Source organism: uncultured Photobacterium sp. (genome assembly GCF_947502415.1).
Lineage (GTDB): Bacteria > Pseudomonadota > Gammaproteobacteria > Enterobacterales > Vibrionaceae > Photobacterium.
In genome coordinates this window covers 267,386-289,491 of record NZ_CANMZV010000003.1, presented here as the reverse complement: position 1 = coordinate 289,491, position 22,106 = coordinate 267,386, and the positions used below count along the sequence as shown (strand labels likewise).

Here is a 22,106-nt window from a genome sequence, read left to right as displayed (position 1 = left end):
GGAAGGATTCGAACCTTCGAAGGCGGAGCCGTCAGATTTACAGTCTGATCCCTTTGGCCACTCGGGAACCCCTCCACAAGTGCGGAGCGGATAATAGCAAACATTATGTCGCTGTAAACCTTTTTCCTGCGAAAACTTGTTTGTATGCTGGTATTTTCATCATATTGTTGGTTGCAGGGACATTACCCTCCATTTTTCAGTACTATATTTTTCACTTATAAACAGAATATTGCCTAACTTTACATTTATTTTCGCCGTTGATGGTCTGCTTTCGATATGATCAAACCAGTTTTCTTTAAGCGATTTTGATCATGAAAAAAATCCTTGTTGCGGTTCTGGTGACGGCTGCATTGTCCGGTGGCGGATTCTTCTATTTTCAGGAGGCTTCCCATGCGGCAGAGAAAAAGGCTACATTCAAGCGCCTTGTGGGTCGTGGTGCCATAACTCAGACCGAGATAGATGCTCAGCTCGCCAGTGTCAGTTAAGGTAAGCTAGTTACCTCTGTATGTATTAACCGCTCAACCGGCGGTTATTTTGTTTTTGCGTAGCACATAATATTTCTTTTCCAGTTTCCCTTGGGATTGGTAGAATTGTCATGAATAGCTAATTTAATGACCTTGATCGCGTTGCGAAACGCTTATTAAAGAAGAACACCATGTCTCATAACCAGCCTCAGAATGCCGCTGACAATGCCGAAACCAATCAGGCAAAAGCAGTACGATTAAACAAATTTATCAGTGATACGGGCTTTTGCTCACGCCGTGAGGCGGACAAGCTTATTGAGCAAGGACGTGTAACCATTAATGGCCAGGAGCCAGAAATGGGGGTGAAAGTTCAGCCGGGTGATGAAGTGCTGGTGGATGATAAGCCACTGCGTGCTAAAGAAAAGCCGATTTATATTGCGTTGAATAAGCCGACAGGTATTACCTGTACGACTGAGCGCCATATTAAAGACAACATTATTGACTTTATTGGCCACCGGAAACGTATTTTCCCTATCGGTCGTCTGGATAAGCCATCAGATGGCCTGATTTTCCTGACTAATGACGGTGACATCGTAAACAAGATCCTTCGTGCAGGTAACTCTCATGAGAAGGAATATGTTGTTCGAGTTGATAAGCCTATCACTCAGGAATTTCTGGATAAAATGGCTTCAGGCGTTGAAATTCTGGATACCGTTACTTTGCCATGTAAAGTGACGAAGGAAACACAGTATTCATTCCGTATCGTTCTGACTCAGGGGTTGAACCGACAGATCCGTCGAATGTGTGAGGCGCTTGGTTACGATGTATTTAAACTGCGTCGTGTTCGTATTATGAACATCAGTATTGACGGCTTGCCAAATGGTAAGTGGCGTTACCTGACTGAGGCGGAAATTGCAGAAATTCATAGCCTGATTTCGGGTTCCAGCAGCACCGAGGAAGCTTCACGTGTTGATGGTAAAGGTCAGTCGATTAAAAAGGCTACTGATGCCAAGCTTTATGATAGCCGTCTGCAAGATGCTGATAGCCGTGATAACGAAAAAGTGAAGTATAAGACTTACAAGGGGAAGAGCGAATTTGATCGTAAGCGCCGCCCGGGCAGCCGCGATGAGTCTCGTGATGATGAACGTCGTAGTTCTCGACCAAACCGTGGCCACAAACCGAGCCATCGCAAGCCATCGCGTGATAACGAGTTTTCTCGTGGTTCTAAGTCAGGTAGCTCTAGCGGTATTAAGAAGTGGAAGTCAAAAAAAGAGTCTTAATCTCGCTTTGACTATTCCCTTATAAATTATTTTTCGCCGCGGGAGAAAGCTGTTTCTCGCGGCGTTATTATTTTCCTTCCTTTATTACCTTTCTGCTTTCTTTTACTGCAAGCTGTCTATTCTCATAATTATTCCCTGCTTGCATTCGTTACGACTAATTTGCACTATGTACTCATTAACGAATTCAAAGTAAGTGCCATACTGACCGGAAGCGCTGCCGGTTTTGTATTGATAACTATCAGAAAATCACAGGGGAAGTAATGGCAGGCAATACGATTGGACAACTTTTTCGCGTCACTACATTCGGTGAAAGCCATGGTTTGGCACTGGGCTGCATTATTGACGGGTGCCCGCCGGGATTGGCGCTGACCGAAGCAGATATGCAGCATGATTTGGATCGCCGTCGTCCGGGTACTTCCAAGTATACAACCCAGCGTCGTGAACCTGATGAGGTAAAGATCCTTTCTGGGGTGTTTGAAGGGCAGACTACCGGGACGTCTATAGGGCTGCTGATTGAAAATACCGATCAGCGTTCTAAAGATTACTCCAATATTAAAGAGCTGTTCCGTCCAGGCCATGCGGACTATACATATCATCAGAAATACGGTGTGCGTGATTATCGCGGTGGTGGTCGCTCTTCTGCTCGTGAAACAGCGATGCGTGTGGCTGCAGGGGCGGTAGCAAAGAAATACTTAAAGCTGGTTCATGGTATTGAGGTACGTGCATATCTATCCCAGATGGGGGATGTGAAGATCGATAAGGTAGACTGGGAGCAGATTGAGCAAAATGCGTTTTTCTGCCCAGATGCCGATAAAGTCGATGCGTTTGATGAATTGATCCGTAGGTTGAAAAAAGACGGTGACTCTATTGGCGCCAAGCTGACTGTTGTGGCAAGCCATGTCCCTGTTGGACTGGGAGAGCCTGTATTTGATCGGCTTGATGCTGATATAGCCCATTCGCTGATGAGCATAAACGCAGTGAAAGGCGTTGAGATTGGTGATGGTTTTGATGTGGTCCAACAGCGTGGCAGTGAACATCGTGATGAAATGACGCCGGAAGGCTTTAAGTCCAATCATGCTGGTGGCATTTTGGGCGGGATTTCATCCGGTCAGGATATTGTGGCCCATATCGCTCTTAAACCGACGTCCAGTATTACCGTTCCCGGTGAAACTATTACTTGTCAGGGTGAAACTGCCGAGGTGATCACGAAGGGGCGCCATGACCCATGTGTCGGTATTCGCGCAGTACCGATTGCAGAAGCCATGCTTGCAATTACGTTGATGGATCACTTGCTTCGTCATCGTGGGCAAAATGCAGACGTAATTACAGAAACGCCAAAGATTTAATGTAATACCAAGCTGAAAATGGTTTGCATGTTAAAAAGCGAGAGCCCGCCGGGCTCTCGCTTTTTTTGTCTCTTTTTTTAGTCGCAGCTATGAGCTGGATTCCACTTTTTTCTGCTCAATTTTTTCAATTTCATCAAATTTGAAAACTGGCAGGCTCCAGCTGAATTGAACAGCGGCAATACGAACAACAAATCCAATAACCAGGGTCGTAATTGTGGTGAATGTTTCCGGAATGCTGAAGTACAGCATAGCGTAATACATAGCACCAGCCATGAATGCAACTGATGCATAAAGTTCTTTATGCAGAACCATTGGTGGACGGCGACAGATCAAATCTCGTAAAAGCCCGCCAAAGACACCAGTAACAACGGCAGCTACAATGCAGATTAATACCGGCAGGTTCATGTCCATCGCAACACGGCAGCCAATAATACTGAAAACAATTAACCCCAGTGAATCAAGCAGCACAAACACTTTATGAAAGCGAACAACTAACGGGGCCACGATGGTAGTAAATAGGCCAGCCAGGCAAGTAATAACCAGGTATTGTGGGTGAGCGACCCAACCCAGCGGGTAATGACCTAACAAGATATCGCGCACTGTGCCGCCACCGATAGCTGTAGCACTGGCAACCAGCATGACACCAAACCAATCCATATGACGTTTGCCGGCAGCAAGGGCACCGGTCATTGCTTCCGCTGTGATTCCGATAATATAAAGTGTTGTTAAAAGCATGAGATAAATTAATGAAAACTAAAGAATGCAAGAAAGGCTGCGATTTTAAGTAGTAAGATATGCAGCGTCTAATGAAAAGTTTTTCGTTATGGATGAATTAAATTCATACCTAAGCGCCAATAAAAAAGAGAGTGCATACCAATGCACTCTCTTTAAATTTACTTTCGTCGACTACGAGTTATGTTACTCGTAATTAGCCTTTCAGGCTTAGAAACGGTAGCTAGCTTGTACGCCTACCAGCCATACATTGCCGGTAATTTTGCCCTGGTATGTACCGCCAAATGGAACTGATGCTTTGTCAGACTCAATTCCTGAACGCGGTTCATTAACTGGAGCGTCATCTGCAAAGATATACGTAAATGCAGCATCTAGGGTTAGGTTTTGTGACCATTTGTAGCCAACACCTGTACTTAGCCATAGACGATCTGTTTCTGGAATTGTCAGAGTACGGTTTTTGTCGCTTACAGCTGAAGTGTCATAAGCAATACCGCCGCGAACTGTTACTTTGTTGTCTACTTGGTACGTAGAACCTAAAGCTAGACGGTAGTTGTCTTCCCAGTTCTCTTCTTTAATTGCAACTGTACCTATAGTATCAATGTTTGCTTCAAGTTTTTCGAAGCTGCTCCAGTCGGTCCAGTTAAAGCTCGCATGCACCGCTAGCTTATCAGTTAGTTGGTGGTAACTAGCCAGTTCAGCGGTTGCAGGCAGTGATAGTGCCATTGAACCATTAAGTTTTTGGCCTGGAGCAAGTTTAAATGCAGCACCTTCAGCATGACCTTTAAGTTTGAAGTCTACTGCTGAACGGTAGTTAATACCGATACGGTTATCTTGGTTAATTTGCCATGCTGTACCTAGCTGCCAACCCCATGCGGTGTCGTCACCTTCCATGTATTTTAGGGTTGTGCCTGTTGGTATAATGATTCTGCCTGTAAGAGGGTGCTTAATGTCAGCAGAACTAACCGCACCGAAGTGGCCTTCACCCATTACATAGCGAACACCACCACCAATGCTGAATTGGTCATTAATCTTGTAAGCAAGGTTAGGGTTAATCTCTACCGATTTAACCATTGCCTCGTTACCAAACTGAGTGCCTTTAAAATCGCTTGGCAGCTCAGTTTCCATACCATAGTTGGTCGCAATTGCCAGACCCGCAACCCACTTTTCATTGAGTTGATGGGACAGGTAGAAATTCGGGATCACTGCGTCATTAGCAATGTCTTTAGCATTACTTTGGTAAGACTGATTTGTTGTGTTTCCATTGGCTGCGTGAGGTGTTACTTCACCTTCAACGTCAATATTCGGATCAACATAGATCGCACCCGTAGAGATTTGCGTACCTTCCAGGTAAGTCATCATCGCTGGGTTGCGGAACTGTGCACTGGCATTGTCTGCCATTGCCGCTTCACCGGCAAAAGCGCGGCCAAGGCCAGTTGCAGAGTACTCGGCTAGCTGAAAACCTGCTGCCATTGCATTGGCACTCATGCCAAGGGTTAACGCTGCCACCAAAGATAGAGTAATTTTGTTCTTGTTCATCAGTCTGTATGTTCGCTGAAATTCGATGCCGCGAATCATACGCCTTAGAGTAAAAGCTTTAAGTAAATCTTTGTCTTTAAAACTGATTAAGTGTTAAATTTTGCGGTTTGAGAACTTTGCGAGATTATATCTGGTAGAAAGTAAGCGTTAAGTTCTGGTCGGATGAGATTTCAGCGTACACTTGTGTACTGACAAGAGCATTTCAGCGACGCCTTGTGCGCTGAAATTAGTGAGTAATATTTTTTGCTTCTGTGGTTGAGTTAGTAAGTATATGAATTATAAGGAAAATAAAAAAGGGAGCTACTTAGCTCCCTTTTGTGTGATAAAACTAACTTATTCGCTGAATTAGAACGAACGGCTGTACTGGATACCGTATAGCCATGCGTTAGCACGTGTGGTTGCTTTGACTGTACCTAGACCCGGTTTGCTTTCTTCAACTGCAACATCTTTTCCAAGTAGGTAAGTCAAACCTACATCGATGTTTGATTTTGAATCGATGTGGTATGTGAAGCCACCAGAGAACCACTGGCGATCTGAATCAGGCACGGAGATTGATGTCTTCTCATCCTGGGCACTGGTGTCATACATATAACCGGCACGCAGGGTCCAGTCATTGTTCAGGTAGTAGGTTCCACCTAATGCGTAGTGCCAGCCATCTTTCCATTCATAGTCGTTAAGATTAACACCATTAGTGGTTTCAAGCTTGTCGAATTCGCTCCAGCCAATCCACTGAACGCTATAGTGTACTGCGAATAGATCATTTAGTTTGTGGAAGCCAGAGAATTCAGCCATATCCGGCAGAGGCATTTTCAGCTTGCTTTGTGAGATATCAGCAAGGGCGTAGCTCATATCTCCCTCAACTTCTAGTTCAGGGCTGTAACGGTATGAAAGGCCGAAACGGTTATCTTCATTGAATTCGTAAACTGTACCCAGATTGAAGCCGAAACCGACACCGTCAGCATCGATATCAACTAGATTTGTATGTGGTGTTTTTTGCCCACCAGAGTTTGGAATTTCTGCTTCAGGCATATAGCGCTGTAGCTTACCTTCACCATAGATGACATCAAAACCGCCACCAACACTCCATTGCTGGTTGATGCGGTATGATGCACTTAGTGCAAGGTTGATGCTTTTTACATCTGTTAGACCACCAAAGCCGTTAGCTGCGTAATCACTGTTGAATTCAGTTTTCGTACCGAAGTTAGAGTAAAGGCCTGCACCAACAGCGAATTTATCGTTGATTGGGTGGATGTAATAGATATTTGGTACGTATGACGTCCCACCAATTTGTTGGTCTTCTAAGTCACCATTCAAGAATGGGTTCTGAGATCCACGATAAGAACCATTCTTAACTTTAATATCAGTATCAATAGCATTGATACCCAGTGATAGAGCCGGCGCATCAAATAGTGACATTGCCGCTGCGTTACGAGCCATTGCAGATGCGTTATCAGCGATAACGGCATCACCTGCGAATGCACGGCCAAGGCCAGTTGCAGATTGTGCGTTAAGTTGGAAACCAGCAGCCAGTGCTTGCTGTGATGCCATGGTGATTGCAAAAGCAACCACAGATTTTGTAAACAGACGCTTCTTGTTCATATTTATTGTTATTCCTAACTTATAGGTATTACTTTTTACTGCTATTTCTTGCAGAGAGCGCAGATTGTATTGGTGTAGCCGGATGTATCAAATCAGACCAGTTAATAACTTATTGCCTGTAATGGTTTAGTTAATAACTTAAGGGGGAGTGTAGCGAAGAATAGGGTATAGAAGAGATAACAAAAAGCAAAATATGCAACTAAGGTAAGTGTATGAAATTTATTGTTTTTATAGGTGTGTTAAGCGATCATTGCTATTGGTTTTACCAATGATCGCTAAAATTGCCATTGAAATTGTTAAATTTCCCAATTTAGTTCAGATTCCAGACGCTTGGCTATAGGGGTGATATTTTGACCTTTGTTACCGACGACAATTAAGCTTGCGTTCTGAATTGGCATGACAACACCTTGCATTTTGTTGTCACTGAACGAACTCATATTTGGACTTTGTTCAGGTACAATAAAGACGGTGACTTTTCCACTATCTGTTGCCATTACCATATGCAGTGCATTTTTATCACCGAAGCCACAGTGGTTCACATAGTAAACGTGGCCGGGAAGGTCATTAATTTCAGATCCAAACGGGGTTAACTTAGCGTTGACTTGCTGTAGTGTGACCGACTCATCGATGTTATTGATAAAAGACGCTTCAGTGTAAACGTGCTCCAAGGCAACTTGTGCTACTTCGCTGGTAGCATTAATCGGGTTATTCAGGTAATTAAACTGGCCGATTAGTAAGCCGAAAACAAAAGCGACAGAGGCAGCAATTGCAAGGTGGAATCGCGTTCGGTTTCGATTATGTTCAGGTTGTCCTGATTGGTGAAACAAAATACGATCTGCCAGATCGTCCGGTGCATCGATCTTTAACACTTTTTCGAGTTTGGCATCGAGCTGTAATAGCTCATCAGCCAGTTTCCGGTTAGTGACCGATGCATTTCTTGCTTCGTTCATTTCCTGGCTGTTGTCATTAGGATCTGCCAGGATACGACGACGGAATTCAAGATCGTCCATTGTGTTGGCCCCTCCGATCGGATTGTTTCTCTATTTGCTCTTTTAATTGATTTCTAGCACGGAATAAGCGTGTCATTACGGTGTTGCGGTTTAAGCCTAGAATTTCTGCGATTTCTTCACCGCTAAATCCAGCCATAACCTGCAATACTAAGGGCTCCCGATACTCAGGTGATAACTTCATGATCTGCTTGTGCAGGATCTGGTGCTCAATATCCATTTCTGAATCCTGATGGTTGGTATCAGAAACGGCGTAGTCATCAATATTGACCAAATCCAGCTGTTTGCGCTCAAACCGGCGCGCGTTTTCCCTGCGAAGTATGGTAATTAACCAGGATTTAGCCGCTTTGTCATCTTGTAGGCTGTCAAGAGAACGCCATGCTCGCAGACAGGTTTCTTGTACAACATCCTCAGCGATATGAGGGTCATGGCATAACCAGTAGGCATAGCGATATAGATCTCGATGCCAGGCCCTTACAAGGGCTTCATAACGTCTTTGCTTATTCATGTCTACAGAGACCGAGGTATCTGACTTTTTCTTTCGAAAAAATTGCTTAATCATAAATTTGCCTATCAAATTAGAAATCGCTGTGCTTTTTTGCGTTTGTTTTATTCAGCGATTGCATGATTCAGTGAATTATCAGCATTAAAATTGATCTGGTTCAAATTTTGTCTTCGTGGGGAAGCTATAGTAGTCGACGTCATCTGATAGTAAGCGTCAATATCAGTTCTGAGGATCAGATCTGTTTTTTTGTTGATTATTATCTGTTGAGCAAGATGACAACTTCCTTTTGAAGGCTGACTTTACTTTCTCCTATCAGGTTTTACCTGATTTGCAATTGGCTTTATGTTAATTGACTTATACCTTACGTGGATATATTTCCGCGTAAATTATAACCATACCATATCGGTATGGTTTTTTTTTACCTGAATTTTATTCTAATGAGTTATTTGTTGCATATTTATCTTGGTTAAAGATATTGATTGCAACTACCATTCTTTATATCTCCCGGTTCTCGTTCTCGCAGTTCACATACTTAAAACAATTGTTTGAAATAAATAACAGCTTGATTACAATTGGTGTGGTCAGACCTCTATGTACGCACCTTGAGTGCCCTGCAAATCATAATAAGGAGTAGCGATGACACGTCTCCAGAACCTCACCACCAATGACGGTGAGCGCATCGCAGTTGTAAGTGGATTACGTACCCCGTTTGCTCGTCAGGCGACCGCCTTTGATGGTGTTCCTGCATTGGATATGGGGAAAATGGTGGTCAATGAAATGTTGCATCAGCTCGACTTTGACCCTCTACTGATTGATCAGGTGGTCTTTGGCCAGGTTGTGCAAATGCCTGAAGCCCCGAATATTGCTCGTGAAATTGTGCTGGGTACCGGGATGAACATCGGTACTGATGCCTACAGTGTTACCCGTGCTTGTGCGACCAGTTTTCAGGCGGCCGCCAATGTCGCTGAGAGCATAATTTCCGGCACTATTGATATAGGTATTGCCGGAGGGGCTGATTCCTCGTCAGTTCTGCCAATCGGGGTGTCGAAAAAGCTTGCTGCTACTTTGCTGGCACTGAGTAAGGCTAAAACCATGAGTAAGCGTTTTAAACTGCTCCGTAAGCTTAGCGTAAAAGATCTGATGCCTGTTCCGCCCGCGGTTGCAGAGTATTCAACTGGCCTGAGCATGGGGCAGACGGCCGAGCAGATGGCAAAAACTCATGGAATCACTCGTCAGCAGCAGGATGAATTGGCTCATCGTTCCCATACGCTTGCGGCACAGGCATGGCGAGATGGCTTGATTCAGGATGAAGTGATCACGGCTTTCCCGGAACCATATCGTCAGTGGATCGATAAAGATAACAACATCCGTGAAGATTCGACCCTTGAATCCTATGCGAAACTCCGTCCGGCATTTGACCGTAAATTCGGTTCGGTAACGGCAGCTAATGCGACACCGTTAACCGATGGTGCTGCAGCATTACTGCTGATGCGTGAAGGTCGAGCGAAGGAGCTTGGGCTGAAACCTTTGGGTTATATTCGCTCCTATGCGTTTGCGGCGATCGGTGTTGAAAAAGATATGTTGATGGGGCCGTCTTATGCGACACCGATAGCACTTGAGCGGGCAGGGCTGAACTTGTCGGATCTAACCCTGATTGATATGCATGAAGCATTTGCTGCGCAGGCGTTAGCTAATGTGAAAATGTTTGGCTCGAAGAAGTTTGCCGAAGAGAAATTAGGGCGTAGCCAGCCGATTGGCGAGATCGACATGGACAAGTTTAATGTGCTGGGTGGCTCGATTGCTTACGGGCACCCGTTTGCAGCAACCGGCGCCCGCATGATCACCCAAACCCTGCGTGAATTGCAGCGACGAGGTGGTGGTTTTGCATTGAATACCGCATGTGCCGCTGGTGGCTTAGGCGCAGCAATGATCCTGGAGGCAGAATAATGACCCAACAAGTATCCGCATTTTCTTTATCTTACGGTGATAACGGTGTTGCTTGGCTGAAGATCGATGTGCCGGAAGAAAAAATGAATACCCTGCAGTCTGCTTTTGTCGAGCAGGTTGCTGATGTGCTGGCAGAACTAAAAAGTAAGTCAGATATTAAGGGCTTGGTGGTGTATTCCGGAAAGCCGGATAACTTTATTGCCGGGGCCGATATCCGCATGTTGGCTGCCTGTACAACAGCAGAGGAAGCTGAACAGCTGGCAGCTAAAGGGCAGGAGTTGTTTGCTGAGCTGGAGAATTTACCATTCCATGTGGTTGCTGCTATTCATGGCCCTTGCCTTGGTGGCGGGATGGAGCTGGCGTTGGCTTGCCATAGCCGGGTGTGCTCGGATGATGACAAAACCCGCCTTGGTCTGCCGGAAGTGCAGCTGGGCTTGTTGCCGGGGTCTGGGGGAACACAACGACTGCCGCGTTTGGTCGGGGTTGCCAATGCCTTGGATATGATCTTGACCGGTAAGCAATTACGGGCGAAGAAAGCGAAAAAACTCGGGGTTGTTGATGAGGCTGTGCCTCACAGTATCTTGCTTGATATTGCCGAGAAGCAGGTGTTGAAACCTAAGCCGAAACGTAAGCATAGTTTCCAGGACTGGGCGATGGGCGGTAATTCGCTGGGACGTTCCCTTGTGTTTGATCAGGCGGCGAAGAAAACCCATGACAAAACCCGCGGAAATTATCCGGCAGCGGATGCTATTTTGGAGGTCATTAAGAACGGCTTGCAAAATGGGGTGGCAAAAGGCCTTAAACTGGAAGCTAAGCGCTTCGGTGAGCTGGTTATGACGCCGGAATCTGCCGCATTGCGCAGTATCTTCTTTGCAACAACAGCCATGAAGAAAGAAACCGGCTCGGACGCAAAACCCAAACCTGTTCATGCTGTTGGTGTTTTGGGTGGAGGTTTGATGGGCGGTGGTATTAGCCATGTAACGGCAACCAAGGCGGGTTGTGTGGTTCGGATCAAGGATATTTCTAACGAGGGTATCCTTAATGCAATGGCTTATAACTATAAGCTGCTTGATAAGAAGCGTAAGCACCGGATTATCAGTAAATCTCAGCTGCAAAAGCAGATGATGGGGATTACTGGCGGTACGGATTACACCGGCTTCAAACGAACCGATGTTGTTGTTGAGGCGGTGTTTGAGGATCTGAACCTGAAGCACCAGATGGTGAAGGAGATTGAAGAGTACGGTAATCCAGAGACTATCTTCGCAACTAATACCTCTTCGCTGCCGATCCACCAGATCGCGGAGGCGGCGCAGCGTCCGGAAAATGTTGTTGGACTTCACTATTTTAGCCCGGTTGAAAAAATGCCGCTGGTTGAGGTAATTCCTCACACCGGTACATCGCCGGAAACAGTCGCGACAGTTGTGGCGTTGGCCAAGAAGCAGGGGAAAACACCCATTGTTGTTGGTGACAAGGCTGGTTTCTACGTTAACCGAATCCTTGCACCATATATGAATGAGGCAGCTTCGGCTTTGCTTACTGGTGAGCCGATTGAGCATCTGGATACCGCATTACTTGATTTCGGTTTCCCGGTCGGCCCAATTACATTGCTGGATGAGGTCGGTGTTGATATCGGCGCGAAGATCATGCCGATCATGGTTAAGGAACTGGGAGATCGTTTCAAAGGGCCGGATGTGTTCGATATTTTGCTGAAAGATGGCCGTAAGGGGCGCAAGAGCGAAAAAGGCTTTTATCTTTATAACAGCAAGAAAAAGACAGTTGATAAGAGCGTTTATCAGTTGCTTAATATCGTACCGGAGAAAAAAGCCGAAAGCCACGATTTGGCACTGCGTTGTACTTTAATGATGCTCAATGAAGCTGCTCGCTGTCTAGATGAAGGGGTGATTCTGTCTCCGAGAGACGGTGATATCGGCGCGATCTTTGGTATTGGCTTTCCGCCATTCCTGGGAGGGCCTTTCCGTTATATGGATCAGCTAGGGATTAAGAAAGTAGTCGATATGCTAAATGACCATGCTGATAAGTATGGCGAGCGTTTCCTGCCTTGCGAGAAGCTTGTGGCGATGGCAAACGAAGACCAGTGTTTCTACCCACTCTGATCTTGGGTTAGATGACAAAAGGCCTGCTGATGCAGGCCTTTTTGTTATGGGAGAAGATGTGGCTGGATTATACCAATCGGGATAAGTCAGAGTTCAGCAAGAATGATCAAATACTTATGCTTATTGGTATTAATGGGCATTTTTCTGGAAGTCGGCAATAGATTCTATCTCCAGGCCGATATCAAGTGATTCCAGGTTACTGTGGGCCTGCCCTTTACAGTGTATTACCAGCCTGTTGGATGTGCGAGGTTTAATGATATCAACAAGAAAACGCACCATATCTGCCCGGCTGAGATTTTGTAGCTCCCCGACAACTTTCTGACGTTGGTTGAACTCGGTATCTTTGTTACCGATGCTGACCCAGAACCGTTGGGCACGGGCGCGCAAGTTGGTATCTGGCTCAGAGATCTGTGCGATCAACCCTTGTTTGCTGGCCTGCCATTGATCCTCGTTCAGTTCCAGTAGAACGAGTGCAAAGGCATTAGTGAAGTCGTCAATGGCTTCAGACAGTTGGGCCGGCGCGGCGACCGGAGACTGGATATACAAGATCAGCCCCGGGTGGCGGTTAAGCGGAAGGTTAGCAGTACCAACCATATACCCCAGTTGCTGACGGGTACGCAGTTCATGGAAAAACGTGGTCGACATCAGGTGGTTGGCAAGAGTGTAGACCGCTATTTTCCGCGGAGTTGCTTCTCTTGACTGGTAATACATCAAGATTGCTGAATCAGCATGGTTGCAGTTGACTTCATAGCTTCGGGTGCCTGTCTGGCCCAGGCGTACAAGCGGACGCTGGGATTCGCCATATAGCTGGTCGGTAACGCGGAAGGCATCTTTGAGGATCTCGGCCAGCTCTAGCGCGTCTTCTTTTAGCCAGTTACCGTAGACGAAGGTGTCAATGTGAAGCTCGGCAAACATCGCCTCGACAAAGGATGGCAGTTCATCGACCTCGATAGATTCCAGTGCTTCGATAAGAACCGGGAAAGACGGATTGTTAGGCTGCAATAATCCGGTCAGCTGGTTGAAGAGCTGCGAAATTGGTTTGTCTTCGGCAGCATTACGCCAGTTACGTAGCATTTGCGCCTTGATGTTGTTGAACCGTTCCGGATTAAAGGTGCGGTTGGCAAAGCGATCAAGCAGCAGTTTCAGTAATAGTGGCTGTTTTTCGCTAAAGCCGGATAGCTGCAAAGTAACTCCGCCCTGATGGGCATAGAGGTTGTACGACATACCGGCAATTTCCGCTGGATAGGCCGATTCATTGATCGCTTCAAGCAGCATTTCGACACAGAGCCGGGTTTTGACGATATTACGTGGTGTGTCGACGGCATGGGGGCTGTCTATCGCAACATATACAACGCCTTTAGGAACGCGGAATTTGTCTTCCTGTTTGTGCCATAGCCTAAATCCAGGCAAATCCTGGATAAGCTGTGGCGGTTGTTCTGCTTCTTCTGTCAGAGGGTGGGGGTCAAGCTGTTCGCAGATATACGGGTTTTTTTCAGGTAACTGAAGCTCCGGCTCCTCGTCAACCTGACGCCAGCGTGCCAGTTGTTTGTCCGACAGTGGGGCAACGGAGTATGGGGTATGGTACCACTGGGCCGTTTGGTCATATTCTAGCCCTTGGGCAACCAATACCAACCGCATATTGTCAGGCTTGAGGTAATCGAGTAGTTCGTGGATCAGAGCCTCGTCATAACCTGCCATCATATAGTCGCCGTAGATGATATCGTCCGGATCATAGTGAAACAGGTTCATGACCAGATAGCTGACAGTATCGAGTGGACGGCTTTTTTCCTGATAGCGGAACGCTACTTCCAGGACAGCTTGTTTTTCCTTATAGCGCCATTCATCCAGGCCGTGTTGCTTGATAAGTTCGATGTACTGGAAAACCGATGTCACGATATCATCAATGTGATCCAAGCCTTTCGGGGTGAGGTTCAGGCCGACGGTAAATTCACGGAAGTTGCTGCCGCTGACGCCACCACCTGCTGTCAGGGTATTAATCCAGCCCCGGCGTTTGAGCATAGACATCAGGCTGCCGCTGCCTTCATTACCCAGCAGGTGGGCAATATACGAAAGTGGTTTCTGGCGATAGTATTGTTCGACTGAAGGCAGTGTAAAAGACAGGGTTAGCTTGCGAACTTCTTTGATAGGCTCCATTCTGATGAAGGTTGCCGCTTCATTGGCTGTTACCAAAGGGACGGAAGCCGCTGGTTTCGGAATACCAGAGTTGGGAATATGGTCGAAGTATGTTTTCGCGTACTCTTCGAGTTCATCAAGTGATTGTGGCCCCAATAGTACCAGTGCCATCAAGTTGGCTGAATAGTGGGTCTGGTAGAAGGCGATGAGTTCTTCCCGAACAGATTTATCATCACGATCATCTAAGGTTGTCAGGTCCCCGACAGAAAATTTGGCAAAAGGGTGGGCCGGGTTAACTGTTTCCTTGTGAACTTGATAAAGGCGGCGGACATCGTCTTTGATTTTCAGTTTGTATTCCGAGTCGACGGCCTGGCGTTCCTTATCGACGGCTTCCTCATTGAATAACGGGGCGGTAAAAAATTGGCCAAATCGATCAAGCCCGTCATTAAAGGCGTGCGGGCTGACTTCAAAGAAGAAAGTGGTGTTTTCAGTGCCGGTCCAGGCATTGTTGCTACCGCCGCTTCGGTTGATAAATGTCTGAAATTCACCGACTTTAGGATACTTTTCCGTGCCAAGGAAAAGCATGTGTTCAAGGAAATGGGCCATTCCCTGTCGCTCAATAGGATCATCAAAATGGCCTACATTCACGGATAATGCAGCGGCAGAGCGGGGCGCTTCGGCATCATGTACCAGCAGGACCTTGAGTTCATTCTCTAAAGTCAGGTAACGGTACTGTTTAGGGTCATTAGGACTAATATGCACGGGAAGGGCCTATTTTATAAGGAAATTAAGCTAATTATGACGCTCAATAGTTAGGGTGGCAAATTACTTCTTCTGCTCTTCAGGTTCACTGTAAATCTTAGCTGAACGCTGTCACTCGGTATCGTTAATCGTGACATACTTGAGGAATATCCCCCCTACCATAGATGTATTGGTAGATGCCTTGAGGGCATCAGCGGTCACGGAACCGCAATCGAATCAGCGGAATTGCTATTCAGCTTCAACAGGACTTGCTAGCATAGCGCGAAACTAGATGTTCATTCTGGTCCTGTTTCAAACGTCATATGTGATTGGCAATACATACCGAAAGTAAGATCTTTTGGTGTTCTTCGGTCCGTATAAGTTAAAGAGGGCCAGTATTATTGGATAGGCAATATGCGAATTTATATCATGCGTCATGGTGAGGCGCAGAATTTCGCTCCCAGTGATGCGGAGCGACCTCTGACTGTCTGTGGTGAGGCTCACTCCAAACAAATGGCCTTCCAATTAGCCAGTCAGCTGAGTGACGGGATTGATTTGGTTTGGGTCAGCCCTTATTTACGCGCTCAGCAAACCTGGTCTGTTATGGCCAAGCATTTGCCACAGCCTAAGCGCTTGATGACTGTCGATGAAATCACTCCTTATGGTGATGCAGAAGATGTTGCGGCTTACCTGAAAGCCATGATTGCTGTCGAACGTCCGGAAAGCGTATTGCTTGTTTCCCATCTTCCTCTAGTCGGCTATCTGACGTCAGAGCTGGCTCCCGGATTACAGCCACCGATGTTCAGAACATCAGCCATCGCGGCAGTAGAGTATTTCCCTGATAGCGAACAGGCCGAATTTTTATGGCAGGCTAACCCTGAAGGATAATTTACGATAAAGGTTAAGGATTTCGCTAAGCTGGCCGATATAAAGTTAGAGCGCTGGATGCAGGGCTCATTTTTTACCTGTTGTGGTTTATCTGGCCGCTGGGTTTTGTATCATTCATCCATCGAGAATAAATAAAATACTGCTATGAAAGGTAAAATAATTGCAATCTTCGGTGCTGTGCTGTTAGCGGGTTGTGTTCAGGGACCGCGTGCACCGAGCATAAATGCCAATGGTGCAATCAAGTGGGCGAGCGGTGTCTGTGAAGAAATGCATATCTCTGAATCTGGCAGTACCTTGACCTTTACTGCTCCACAGGAACTCTTGGCGCCGGGTGGTATCACCATCTTTTCCCGTATTGACAGTGCCCGCAACGGGAACTGTGAGCATTATTACAGTGAAGGTGCGGTAAAAACCCGTATGCAGATCTGCGATAATGGCGAAGTCAGGCTGATTGTTGAAGGACAGGTTGTTAATGTCGGTTCGCTGGCGAAATACGTTTACTAATACCGTGACGAGAATCAGTTTTGAGTGACGAGGTTGTGGTTATATCAGCTCTTCCTCGACACTCAATTGTGGTTTATCGGCTTTAAAGTTCTACCTCTCCGGAATATCAATCAGCACCAATAGTGCACCATCGCCGCCAAATTCAAGTGGGGCTTGATGGAAGGCCATAACATCCGGGTGCTGTGCCAGCCAAAGCGGAGCTTTTTGCTTCAGGATGTGCTTACCAATGCCGTGCATCACGCAGGCGCACGATACACTTTCTTTGATACAGGCCGCGATCATTGCAGCCAGCTCTCGTTTTGCTTCTTTTTGTGTCATTCCATGCATATCCAGATACATGTCAGGCACATAGACGCCGCGACGCAGTTTTTTCACTTCGTATTTTGACACGCCAGTCCGGGCATATTGCATTGGGCCTTGTTCATTTAAGTGGGGCTCAAATTCGTCGGAGAAGTAAAATTCGTGATTTTGCATTTCTTTTTCTGAGACTTTGGGCTTATCGGCCTTTGGACTCTGTCGGCGGGGCGTGATTATGGTATCATGCGACAACTTTTTTACGCCCTTAACCGCATCCTGAAAGAGTGCCAGGTCATCTTCCAGGGTAAGATCTTTTTTACTCATAATGAAATTCCAACAACTCTATAGCGGTATTGTAGCGTCATTCGGAGGCTATTTTGGATAAGATTTTTGTCGACGAGGCCGTCAACGAACTTCACACATTGCAGGACATGCTACGTTGGACGGTGAGCCGTTTCAATGCAGCGGGTCTATTTTATGGTCATGGTACGGATAATGCCTGGGACGAAGCGGTACAGCTAGTGCTGCCAACGCTTTACCTGCCGTTAGATATTCCATCAGACGTGCGCTGTTCGCGCCTGACCAGCAGCGAACGCCTGCGTATTGTCGAGCGAGTGATCCGCCGTATCAATGAGCGTACGCCGGTGGCTTACCTGACAAACAAAGCTTGGTTCTGCGGAATGGAATTCTTTGTTGATGAGCGTGTGCTGGTGCCGCGTTCACCAATTGGCGAACTGATTGAAAACGGTTTTGAACCGTTCCTGAAGGAACGCCCGACTCGAATCATGGATTTGTGTACCGGTAGTGGTTGTATCGGTATTGCCTGTGCGCATGCTTTCCCGGAAGCAGAAGTTGATGTGGTTGATATCTCGACTGATGCACTGGCAGTCGCTGAGCAGAATATCCAGGATCATGGTTTGGAGCAGCAGGTGATCCCGCTTCGCTCTGACTTGCTACGTGATGCTCCTAAAGATCAATACGACCTGATTGTGACTAATCCGCCGTATGTTGATCAGGAAGACATGGACAGCCTGCCGGATGAGTTCCGTCATGAGCCTGAGCTAGGTCTGGCTGCGGGTACTGATGGCCTGAAACTGGTTCGTCGTATTCTTGCTAATGCTCCGGAATACCTGAAGGAAGACGGTGTTTTGATCTGTGAGGTTGGCAACTCAATGATCCATATGGAAGAGCAGTACCCGAATATTCCATTTACCTGGATCGAGTTTGACAATGGTGGTCACGGCGTGTTCATGATGACTCGTGAGCAGCTGCTGGAATGCCAGGACGAGTTCGCGCTATACCGCGACTAATACTAAGCAGCATAAGTTATTGCCTGAAAGCAAGGATAAAAAACCGGAGTTTTTACTCCGGTTTTTTTATTCCTATTTTAAAGACTTAGGCAGATTATGATTCAATTTGGTATGAAATTATGCATTGCCATCGGTTTGTTTAGCCTTAAGCTCTGCCATCACCGTTTCTTTGTGGTTCAGGTAATCTTCCAAACCGGCACGGCGCAGATCGCATGACGGACAGTCGCCGCAACCATCGCCAATGATACCGTTATAGCAGGTCAGCGTTTTTTCTCTAACAAAGCCAAGTCTGTTGTACTGATCGGCCAGAGCCCAGGTTTCAGCCTTATTGAGCCACATCAGAGGCGTTTCAATGTTCAGCGGGCGATCCATTCCCAGTACCAGTGACTGGTTGATAGATTTGACGAATTCGTCACGGCAATCCGGGTAGCCGGAAAAATCAGTTTCACAAACCCCGGTGATCACGGCTTCGGCACCAATTTGGTAGGCGTAGATCCCAGCTAGGGTCAGGAATAGGATATTGCGGCCAGGGACGAAAGAATTCGGCAGTCCGTTTTCTTGTAGCTCGTGGGAGACCGGAATACTGTCGCGGGTTAACGAGCTAATAGCCAGTTCATTGAGCAGGCCGACATCCATGACTTTGTGTGCTGCGATACCCAGCTCTTTGGCGATAGATTCTGCGACTTCAATTTCCAGTTTATGGCGCTGGCCATAATCAAAAGTAATACAGTGAACTTCGTCATAATTGGCAATGGCTTGGATTAGGCAGGTTGTGGAGTCTTGGCCGCCACTAAATACGACTACGGCTTTACGCATGTTTGTGTTGTCCTGTGTTGTGTTCATACCGAAAAACAGTCGGTAGGGACTACCTCTTCCGCCAGATAAGTATTTGGTATGGAATAAAGATAGACCAATAGCAAGTTCTCTATTGGTAGGGCAATGCTACCGCAGAGCTGCGTTAGAGAAAAGTTTCAGGGGGCGGAAATAGTGAAACAGGAAAAATAAAAAGCCGCAGTCTGGCTGCGGCAAAAAGAAGATAGCGGTAGTGAGGTTAAATTACAGTGTGCCAGTGTACTCGAAGGTTTCAAGCTGGCTGATATAGCCCGAGATATCACCAATGTTGTCGCTTACCCATTGATAGTCGAAGTAGGTATCCAGGTAGCGCTCGCCGCTATCGCATAGCAGGGTGACAATCGAGCCTGTTTCGCCACGCGCTTTCATTTCGCTGGCAAGCTGAAGTACACCATACAGGTTGGTTCCGGTTGATGCGCCGGCCTTGCGTCCCAGGAGCTTTTCCAACCAGTGCACGGTAGCAACGCTGGCCGCGTCCGGAATGGTGCGCATCTCATCAACGACATCGGGAATAAAGCTAGGCTCAACCCGAGGGCGGCCGATCCCTTCGATACGGCTGCCGGTATCGCTGGTCAGCGTGTTGTCGCGGGTTTTGAAATAGTCGTGGAAAACCGAGTTCTCAGGATCAACGACACAGAGTTGGGTATCGTGCTTCTGATAGCGGATATAACGGCCGATAGTGGCGGATGTGCCCCCGGTTCCCGGACTCATCACCACCCAGGTTGGAATCGGGTGCTCTTCAAGCTTCATCTGCTCGAAAATGCTGTTAGCAATATTGTTGTTGCCGCGCCAGTCAGTCGCCCTTTCCGCAAAGGTAAATTGATCCATATAGTGGCCATTGAGTTCTTTGGCCAGGCGGCGAGATTCATCATAGATTTCACTTGGGCTGTCCACGAAATGAGCACGGCCACCATAGAATTCAATTTGTTCGATTTTTTTGCTCGCGGTTTTGCGCGGGACTACCGCAATAAACGGCAAGCCGAGCAGACGGGCAAAGTAGGCTTCCGACACCGCTGTGCTGCCTGATGATGATTCGATAATGGTGGTGTCTTGATTGACCCAGCCGTTGCAAAGTGCATACAGGAACAAGGAGCGAGCCAGGCGATGTTTCAGGCTGCCAGTCGGATGGGTACTTTCATCTTTCAGGTAAATATCAATACCATCAATGCAAGGGAGATCCAGTTTGATTAGGTGGGTGTCCGCAGAACGCTGGTAGTCCGCTTCGATTTTCCGGATGGCGATGTTAATCCACTGCGAGTGATGGTTCATGCTTCTTCCTCTTAATCAGTCATTTCGGCTGGAACTGCCAGCATGGATACTGTTTGTCGGTAATTGTCTGCATAGTACTGTAGCCGGAGGAAAAAGCTTTGCTTTGTTTGCTTTGCTTTCGCTAAAATGGAGAAAATAATTCTCCATATAAATTGTAAGGGATAATGCCATGGCCGATTTGGATTGTACGGACAGAACATTACTACGGATGCTTCAACAAGATGGCACGCTGGCTCTGGCCGAGCTGGCTGAAGCGGTAAACTTAACCACGACACCATGCTGGAAGCGTCTTAAGCGTTTGGAAGAGAGTGGGGTTTTGCGCCAGCGTGTCGCACTGCTGGATCCCATCAAGCTAGGTTTGTCGTTTACCGCTTTTGTTCAGATCAAAACCAGTAATCACTCTAAGGAGTGGTATCGCTGTTTTGTCGAAACGGTGTCTGAGTTTCCTGAAGTGATGGAGTTCTACCGTATGGCAGGTGAGTATGACTACATGATGAAGGTTCAGGTTGCCGATATGGCGGCTTTTGATCAGTTTTATAAAAAGCTGGTTAATAGTATTGAAGGGCTGACAAACGTGACATCCACGTTTGCGATGGAGCCGCTGAAGTACACAACGGCTTTGCCTGTTTAAATTTCCTTACTATTGCAAACAGAGGTTGCCGGGCTACCTCTGTTGCATTTTCAAAATTAAGACTGGCGCATTAGTCCTTCCTGAACTGCCGAAGCTACCAGCTCTCCTTTCTGATTATAAATCTCACCACGCACCAGTCCGCGGGCACCGCTGGCTGATGGGCTGTTAATAGCATAGAGCAGCCACTCATCCATGCGGAATGGGCGGTGATACCACATTGAATGGTCTATTGTTGCTACTTTTAGTTTTGGTGTCAGCAGAGTCACGCTGTGTGGCTGCAAGGCTGTAACCAGAAATCCCCAGTCTGCGGCATAGGCCAGAACATATTGGTGGATTCGGGGATCATCGGGAATTTCACCATTGGCCTTGATCCACAGGTACTGTTTCGGCGCTTCAGGTTTCGGCTTCAACGGGTTAACAACGGTGACAGGCCTCACTTCAATCGGCCGCTCCCGGCAAAAAGCATCCACGACTTTATCCGGTAGGTGCTCAGCTATCGATTGGATCAGAGCTTGTTCTGACTTAAGGGATTCCGGTGGCGGTACCTCAGGCATGGATGATTGGTGGCTAAAACCGTCTTCTTCAGCTTGGTAGGAGGCGGTCAGGTAGAAAATTGGCCGTCCGAACTGGATCGCTTTGACTCGTCGTGTACTGAAGCTTCTTCCGTCCCGCAGGTTTTCAACGTCATAGATGATAGGTTTTTGTGGATCGCCCGGGCGGAGAAAATAGCTGTGGAAAGAGTGAACCTGACGGTTTTCGTCAACCGTTTCTTTGGCGGCAGACAGTGATTGGCCAATAACCTGTCCCCCATAGACTTGGGGAAGTCCTAAATGCTCACTTTGGCCTCGGAATAAACCTTGCTCCAACTGCTCTAAGTGTAAAAGAGTGAGAAGTTCATTCAGTTCTTTGCTCATCGGAGTTCCATTTTCTGTGTTAATATTAATCGATTTT

The 22,106-nt window shown here is 47.0% G+C and carries 19 protein-coding genes and 1 tRNA gene; 9 read left to right on the top strand and 11 right to left on the bottom strand.

Features of this window, described 5'->3' with window-relative positions; translation table 11 throughout:
- A tRNA-Tyr gene (locus Q0852_RS05455) sits at positions 1-67 on the bottom strand.
- Between the two features lie 244 nt (positions 68-311).
- On the opposite strand from Q0852_RS05455, the gene Q0852_RS05450 reads away from it, so the two are divergent.
- The 3 genes from Q0852_RS05450 (at position 312) to aroC (ending at position 3,090) form a co-directional block, all read left to right on the top strand.
- Complete coding sequence (locus Q0852_RS05450; protein ID WP_299014964.1) at positions 312-485, top strand: hypothetical protein; 174 nt, start codon at positions 312-314, stop codon at positions 483-485.
- Positions 486-655: 170 nt separating this feature from the next.
- Positions 656-1,744 (top strand): 23S rRNA pseudouridine(2604) synthase RluF, encoded by a 1,089-nt coding sequence (gene rluF, locus Q0852_RS05445; RefSeq protein WP_299014962.1) that lies wholly within the window; start codon positions 656-658, stop codon positions 1,742-1,744.
- A 260-nt stretch (positions 1,745-2,004) separates the two neighbouring features.
- The gene (gene aroC, locus Q0852_RS05440) at positions 2,005-3,090 is read left to right on the top strand and encodes a chorismate synthase (protein ID WP_299014959.1); all 1,086 of its coding nucleotides are present in this window, start codon (positions 2,005-2,007) and stop codon (positions 3,088-3,090) included.
- Between the two features lie 87 nt (positions 3,091-3,177).
- Here the strand turns inward: aroC and Q0852_RS05435 are convergent, their stop codons facing one another.
- The 5 genes from Q0852_RS05435 to Q0852_RS05415 all read right to left on the bottom strand — a co-directional run bounded on the left by Q0852_RS05435 (position 3,178) and on the right by Q0852_RS05415 (position 8,526).
- The gene (locus tag Q0852_RS05435) at positions 3,178-3,825 is read right to left on the bottom strand and encodes a trimeric intracellular cation channel family protein (RefSeq protein ID WP_299014957.1); all 648 of its coding nucleotides are present in this window, start codon (positions 3,823-3,825) and stop codon (positions 3,178-3,180) included.
- 207 nt (positions 3,826-4,032) lie between these two features.
- Positions 4,033-5,358 (bottom strand): outer membrane protein transport protein, encoded by a 1,326-nt coding sequence (locus Q0852_RS05430; protein WP_299014954.1) that lies wholly within the window; start codon positions 5,356-5,358, stop codon positions 4,033-4,035.
- Between the two features lie 345 nt (positions 5,359-5,703).
- Positions 5,704-6,957: an outer membrane protein transport protein gene (locus tag Q0852_RS05425; RefSeq protein ID WP_299014951.1), complete on the bottom strand. Its 1,254-nt coding sequence runs from the start codon at positions 6,955-6,957 to the stop codon at positions 5,704-5,706.
- A gap of 296 nt (positions 6,958-7,253) precedes the next feature.
- Complete coding sequence (locus tag Q0852_RS05420) at positions 7,254-7,967, bottom strand: DUF3379 domain-containing protein (RefSeq protein WP_299014949.1); 714 nt, start codon at positions 7,965-7,967, stop codon at positions 7,254-7,256.
- Positions 7,954-8,526 carry a sigma-70 family RNA polymerase sigma factor gene (locus Q0852_RS05415; RefSeq protein WP_299014947.1) on the bottom strand — a complete coding sequence of 191 codons (573 nt, stop codon included), beginning with the start codon at positions 8,524-8,526 and terminating at the stop codon, positions 7,954-7,956. Before Q0852_RS05415 ends, Q0852_RS05420 begins: the two co-directional genes overlap by 14 nt.
- A 579-nt stretch (positions 8,527-9,105) precedes the next feature.
- Here Q0852_RS05415 and fadI point away from each other — a divergent pair.
- Together fadI and fadJ are read left to right on the top strand one after the other, a co-directional pair.
- Positions 9,106-10,416, top strand: coding sequence for an acetyl-CoA C-acyltransferase FadI (gene fadI, locus Q0852_RS05410; protein ID WP_299014945.1), 1,311 nt, complete (start codon positions 9,106-9,108; stop codon positions 10,414-10,416).
- A complete protein-coding gene (gene fadJ / locus Q0852_RS05405) occupies positions 10,416-12,530 on the top strand; it encodes a fatty acid oxidation complex subunit alpha FadJ (protein WP_299014943.1) in 2,115 nt (704 codons plus the stop codon). Before fadI ends, fadJ begins: the two co-directional genes overlap by 1 nt.
- Positions 12,531-12,659: 129 nt before the next feature.
- Here the strand turns inward: fadJ and Q0852_RS05400 are convergent, their stop codons facing one another.
- A complete protein-coding gene (locus tag Q0852_RS05400; protein WP_299014941.1) occupies positions 12,660-15,425 on the bottom strand; it encodes an insulinase family protein in 2,766 nt (921 codons plus the stop codon).
- A gap of 393 nt (positions 15,426-15,818) precedes the next feature.
- Here Q0852_RS05400 and sixA point away from each other — a divergent pair, with 393 nt between their 5' ends.
- Both sixA and Q0852_RS05390 read left to right on the top strand, forming a co-directional pair.
- Entirely contained in the window at positions 15,819-16,292 is a 474-nt protein-coding gene (sixA, locus tag Q0852_RS05395) for a phosphohistidine phosphatase SixA (RefSeq protein WP_299014939.1), read from the top strand.
- 144 nt (positions 16,293-16,436) lie between these two features.
- Positions 16,437-16,796 (top strand): hypothetical protein, encoded by a 360-nt coding sequence (locus Q0852_RS05390; RefSeq protein WP_299014937.1) that lies wholly within the window; start codon positions 16,437-16,439, stop codon positions 16,794-16,796.
- Positions 16,797-16,886: 90 nt separating this feature from the next.
- Here Q0852_RS05390 and smrB read toward each other — a convergent pair whose 3' ends face one another.
- On the bottom strand, positions 16,887-17,417 hold the full coding sequence (gene smrB / locus Q0852_RS05385) for an endonuclease SmrB (protein ID WP_299014936.1): 531 nt from the start codon (positions 17,415-17,417) through the stop codon (positions 16,887-16,889).
- A gap of 53 nt (positions 17,418-17,470) precedes the next feature.
- Here smrB and prmB point away from each other — a divergent pair, with 53 nt between their 5' ends.
- Positions 17,471-18,403, top strand: a complete 933-nt coding sequence (gene prmB, locus Q0852_RS05380; protein ID WP_299014934.1) for a 50S ribosomal protein L3 N(5)-glutamine methyltransferase — start codon at positions 17,471-17,473, stop codon at positions 18,401-18,403.
- Positions 18,404-18,520: 117 nt separating this feature from the next.
- Here prmB and queC read toward each other — a convergent pair whose 3' ends face one another.
- Entirely contained in the window at positions 18,521-19,219 is a 699-nt protein-coding gene (gene queC / locus Q0852_RS05375) for a 7-cyano-7-deazaguanine synthase QueC (protein ID WP_299014932.1), read from the bottom strand.
- Positions 19,220-19,459: 240 nt separating this feature from the next.
- Positions 19,460-20,524: a PLP-dependent cysteine synthase family protein gene (locus Q0852_RS05370; RefSeq protein WP_299014930.1), complete on the bottom strand. Its 1,065-nt coding sequence runs from the start codon at positions 20,522-20,524 to the stop codon at positions 19,460-19,462.
- A 169-nt stretch (positions 20,525-20,693) separates the two neighbouring features.
- Between Q0852_RS05370 and Q0852_RS05365 the strand changes: the two genes are divergently transcribed.
- A complete protein-coding gene (locus Q0852_RS05365) occupies positions 20,694-21,155 on the top strand; it encodes an Lrp/AsnC family transcriptional regulator (RefSeq protein ID WP_299014928.1) in 462 nt (153 codons plus the stop codon).
- Between the two features lie 56 nt (positions 21,156-21,211).
- On the opposite strand, the gene tesB is transcribed toward Q0852_RS05365, so the two are convergent.
- On the bottom strand, positions 21,212-22,069 hold the full coding sequence (gene tesB / locus Q0852_RS05360) for an acyl-CoA thioesterase II (protein WP_299014926.1): 858 nt from the start codon (positions 22,067-22,069) through the stop codon (positions 21,212-21,214).
- Between the last annotated feature and the right edge of the window lie 37 nt (positions 22,070-22,106).

Coding starts and splice junctions, on each gene's coding strand:
- tesB (WP_299014926.1), bottom strand. CDS start 22,069: ATGAGCAAAGAACTGAATGAACTTCTCACTCTTTTACACTTAGAGCAG.
- Q0852_RS05370 (WP_299014930.1), bottom strand. CDS start 20,524: ATGAACCATCACTCGCAGTGGATTAACATCGCCATCCGGAAAATCGAA.
- Q0852_RS05450 (WP_299014964.1), top strand. CDS start 312: ATGAAAAAAATCCTTGTTGCGGTTCTGGTGACGGCTGCATTGTCCGGT.
- Q0852_RS05415 (WP_299014947.1), bottom strand. CDS start 8,526: ATGATTAAGCAATTTTTTCGAAAGAAAAAGTCAGATACCTCGGTCTCT.
- Q0852_RS05435 (WP_299014957.1), bottom strand. CDS start 3,825: ATGCTTTTAACAACACTTTATATTATCGGAATCACAGCGGAAGCAATG.
- fadI (WP_299014945.1), top strand. CDS start 9,106: ATGACACGTCTCCAGAACCTCACCACCAATGACGGTGAGCGCATCGCA.
- Q0852_RS05430 (WP_299014954.1), bottom strand. CDS start 5,358: ATGAACAAGAACAAAATTACTCTATCTTTGGTGGCAGCGTTAACCCTT.
- aroC (WP_299014959.1), top strand. CDS start 2,005: ATGGCAGGCAATACGATTGGACAACTTTTTCGCGTCACTACATTCGGT.
- Q0852_RS05390 (WP_299014937.1), top strand. CDS start 16,437: ATGAAAGGTAAAATAATTGCAATCTTCGGTGCTGTGCTGTTAGCGGGT.
- rluF (WP_299014962.1), top strand. CDS start 656: ATGTCTCATAACCAGCCTCAGAATGCCGCTGACAATGCCGAAACCAAT.
- queC (WP_299014932.1), bottom strand. CDS start 19,219: ATGCGTAAAGCCGTAGTCGTATTTAGTGGCGGCCAAGACTCCACAACC.
- sixA (WP_299014939.1), top strand. CDS start 15,819: ATGCGAATTTATATCATGCGTCATGGTGAGGCGCAGAATTTCGCTCCC.
- fadJ (WP_299014943.1), top strand. CDS start 10,416: ATGACCCAACAAGTATCCGCATTTTCTTTATCTTACGGTGATAACGGT.
- Q0852_RS05425 (WP_299014951.1), bottom strand. CDS start 6,957: ATGAACAAGAAGCGTCTGTTTACAAAATCTGTGGTTGCTTTTGCAATC.
- Q0852_RS05420 (WP_299014949.1), bottom strand. CDS start 7,967: ATGGACGATCTTGAATTCCGTCGTCGTATCCTGGCAGATCCTAATGAC.
- Q0852_RS05365 (WP_299014928.1), top strand. CDS start 20,694: ATGGCCGATTTGGATTGTACGGACAGAACATTACTACGGATGCTTCAA.
- smrB (WP_299014936.1), bottom strand. CDS start 17,417: ATGAGTAAAAAAGATCTTACCCTGGAAGATGACCTGGCACTCTTTCAG.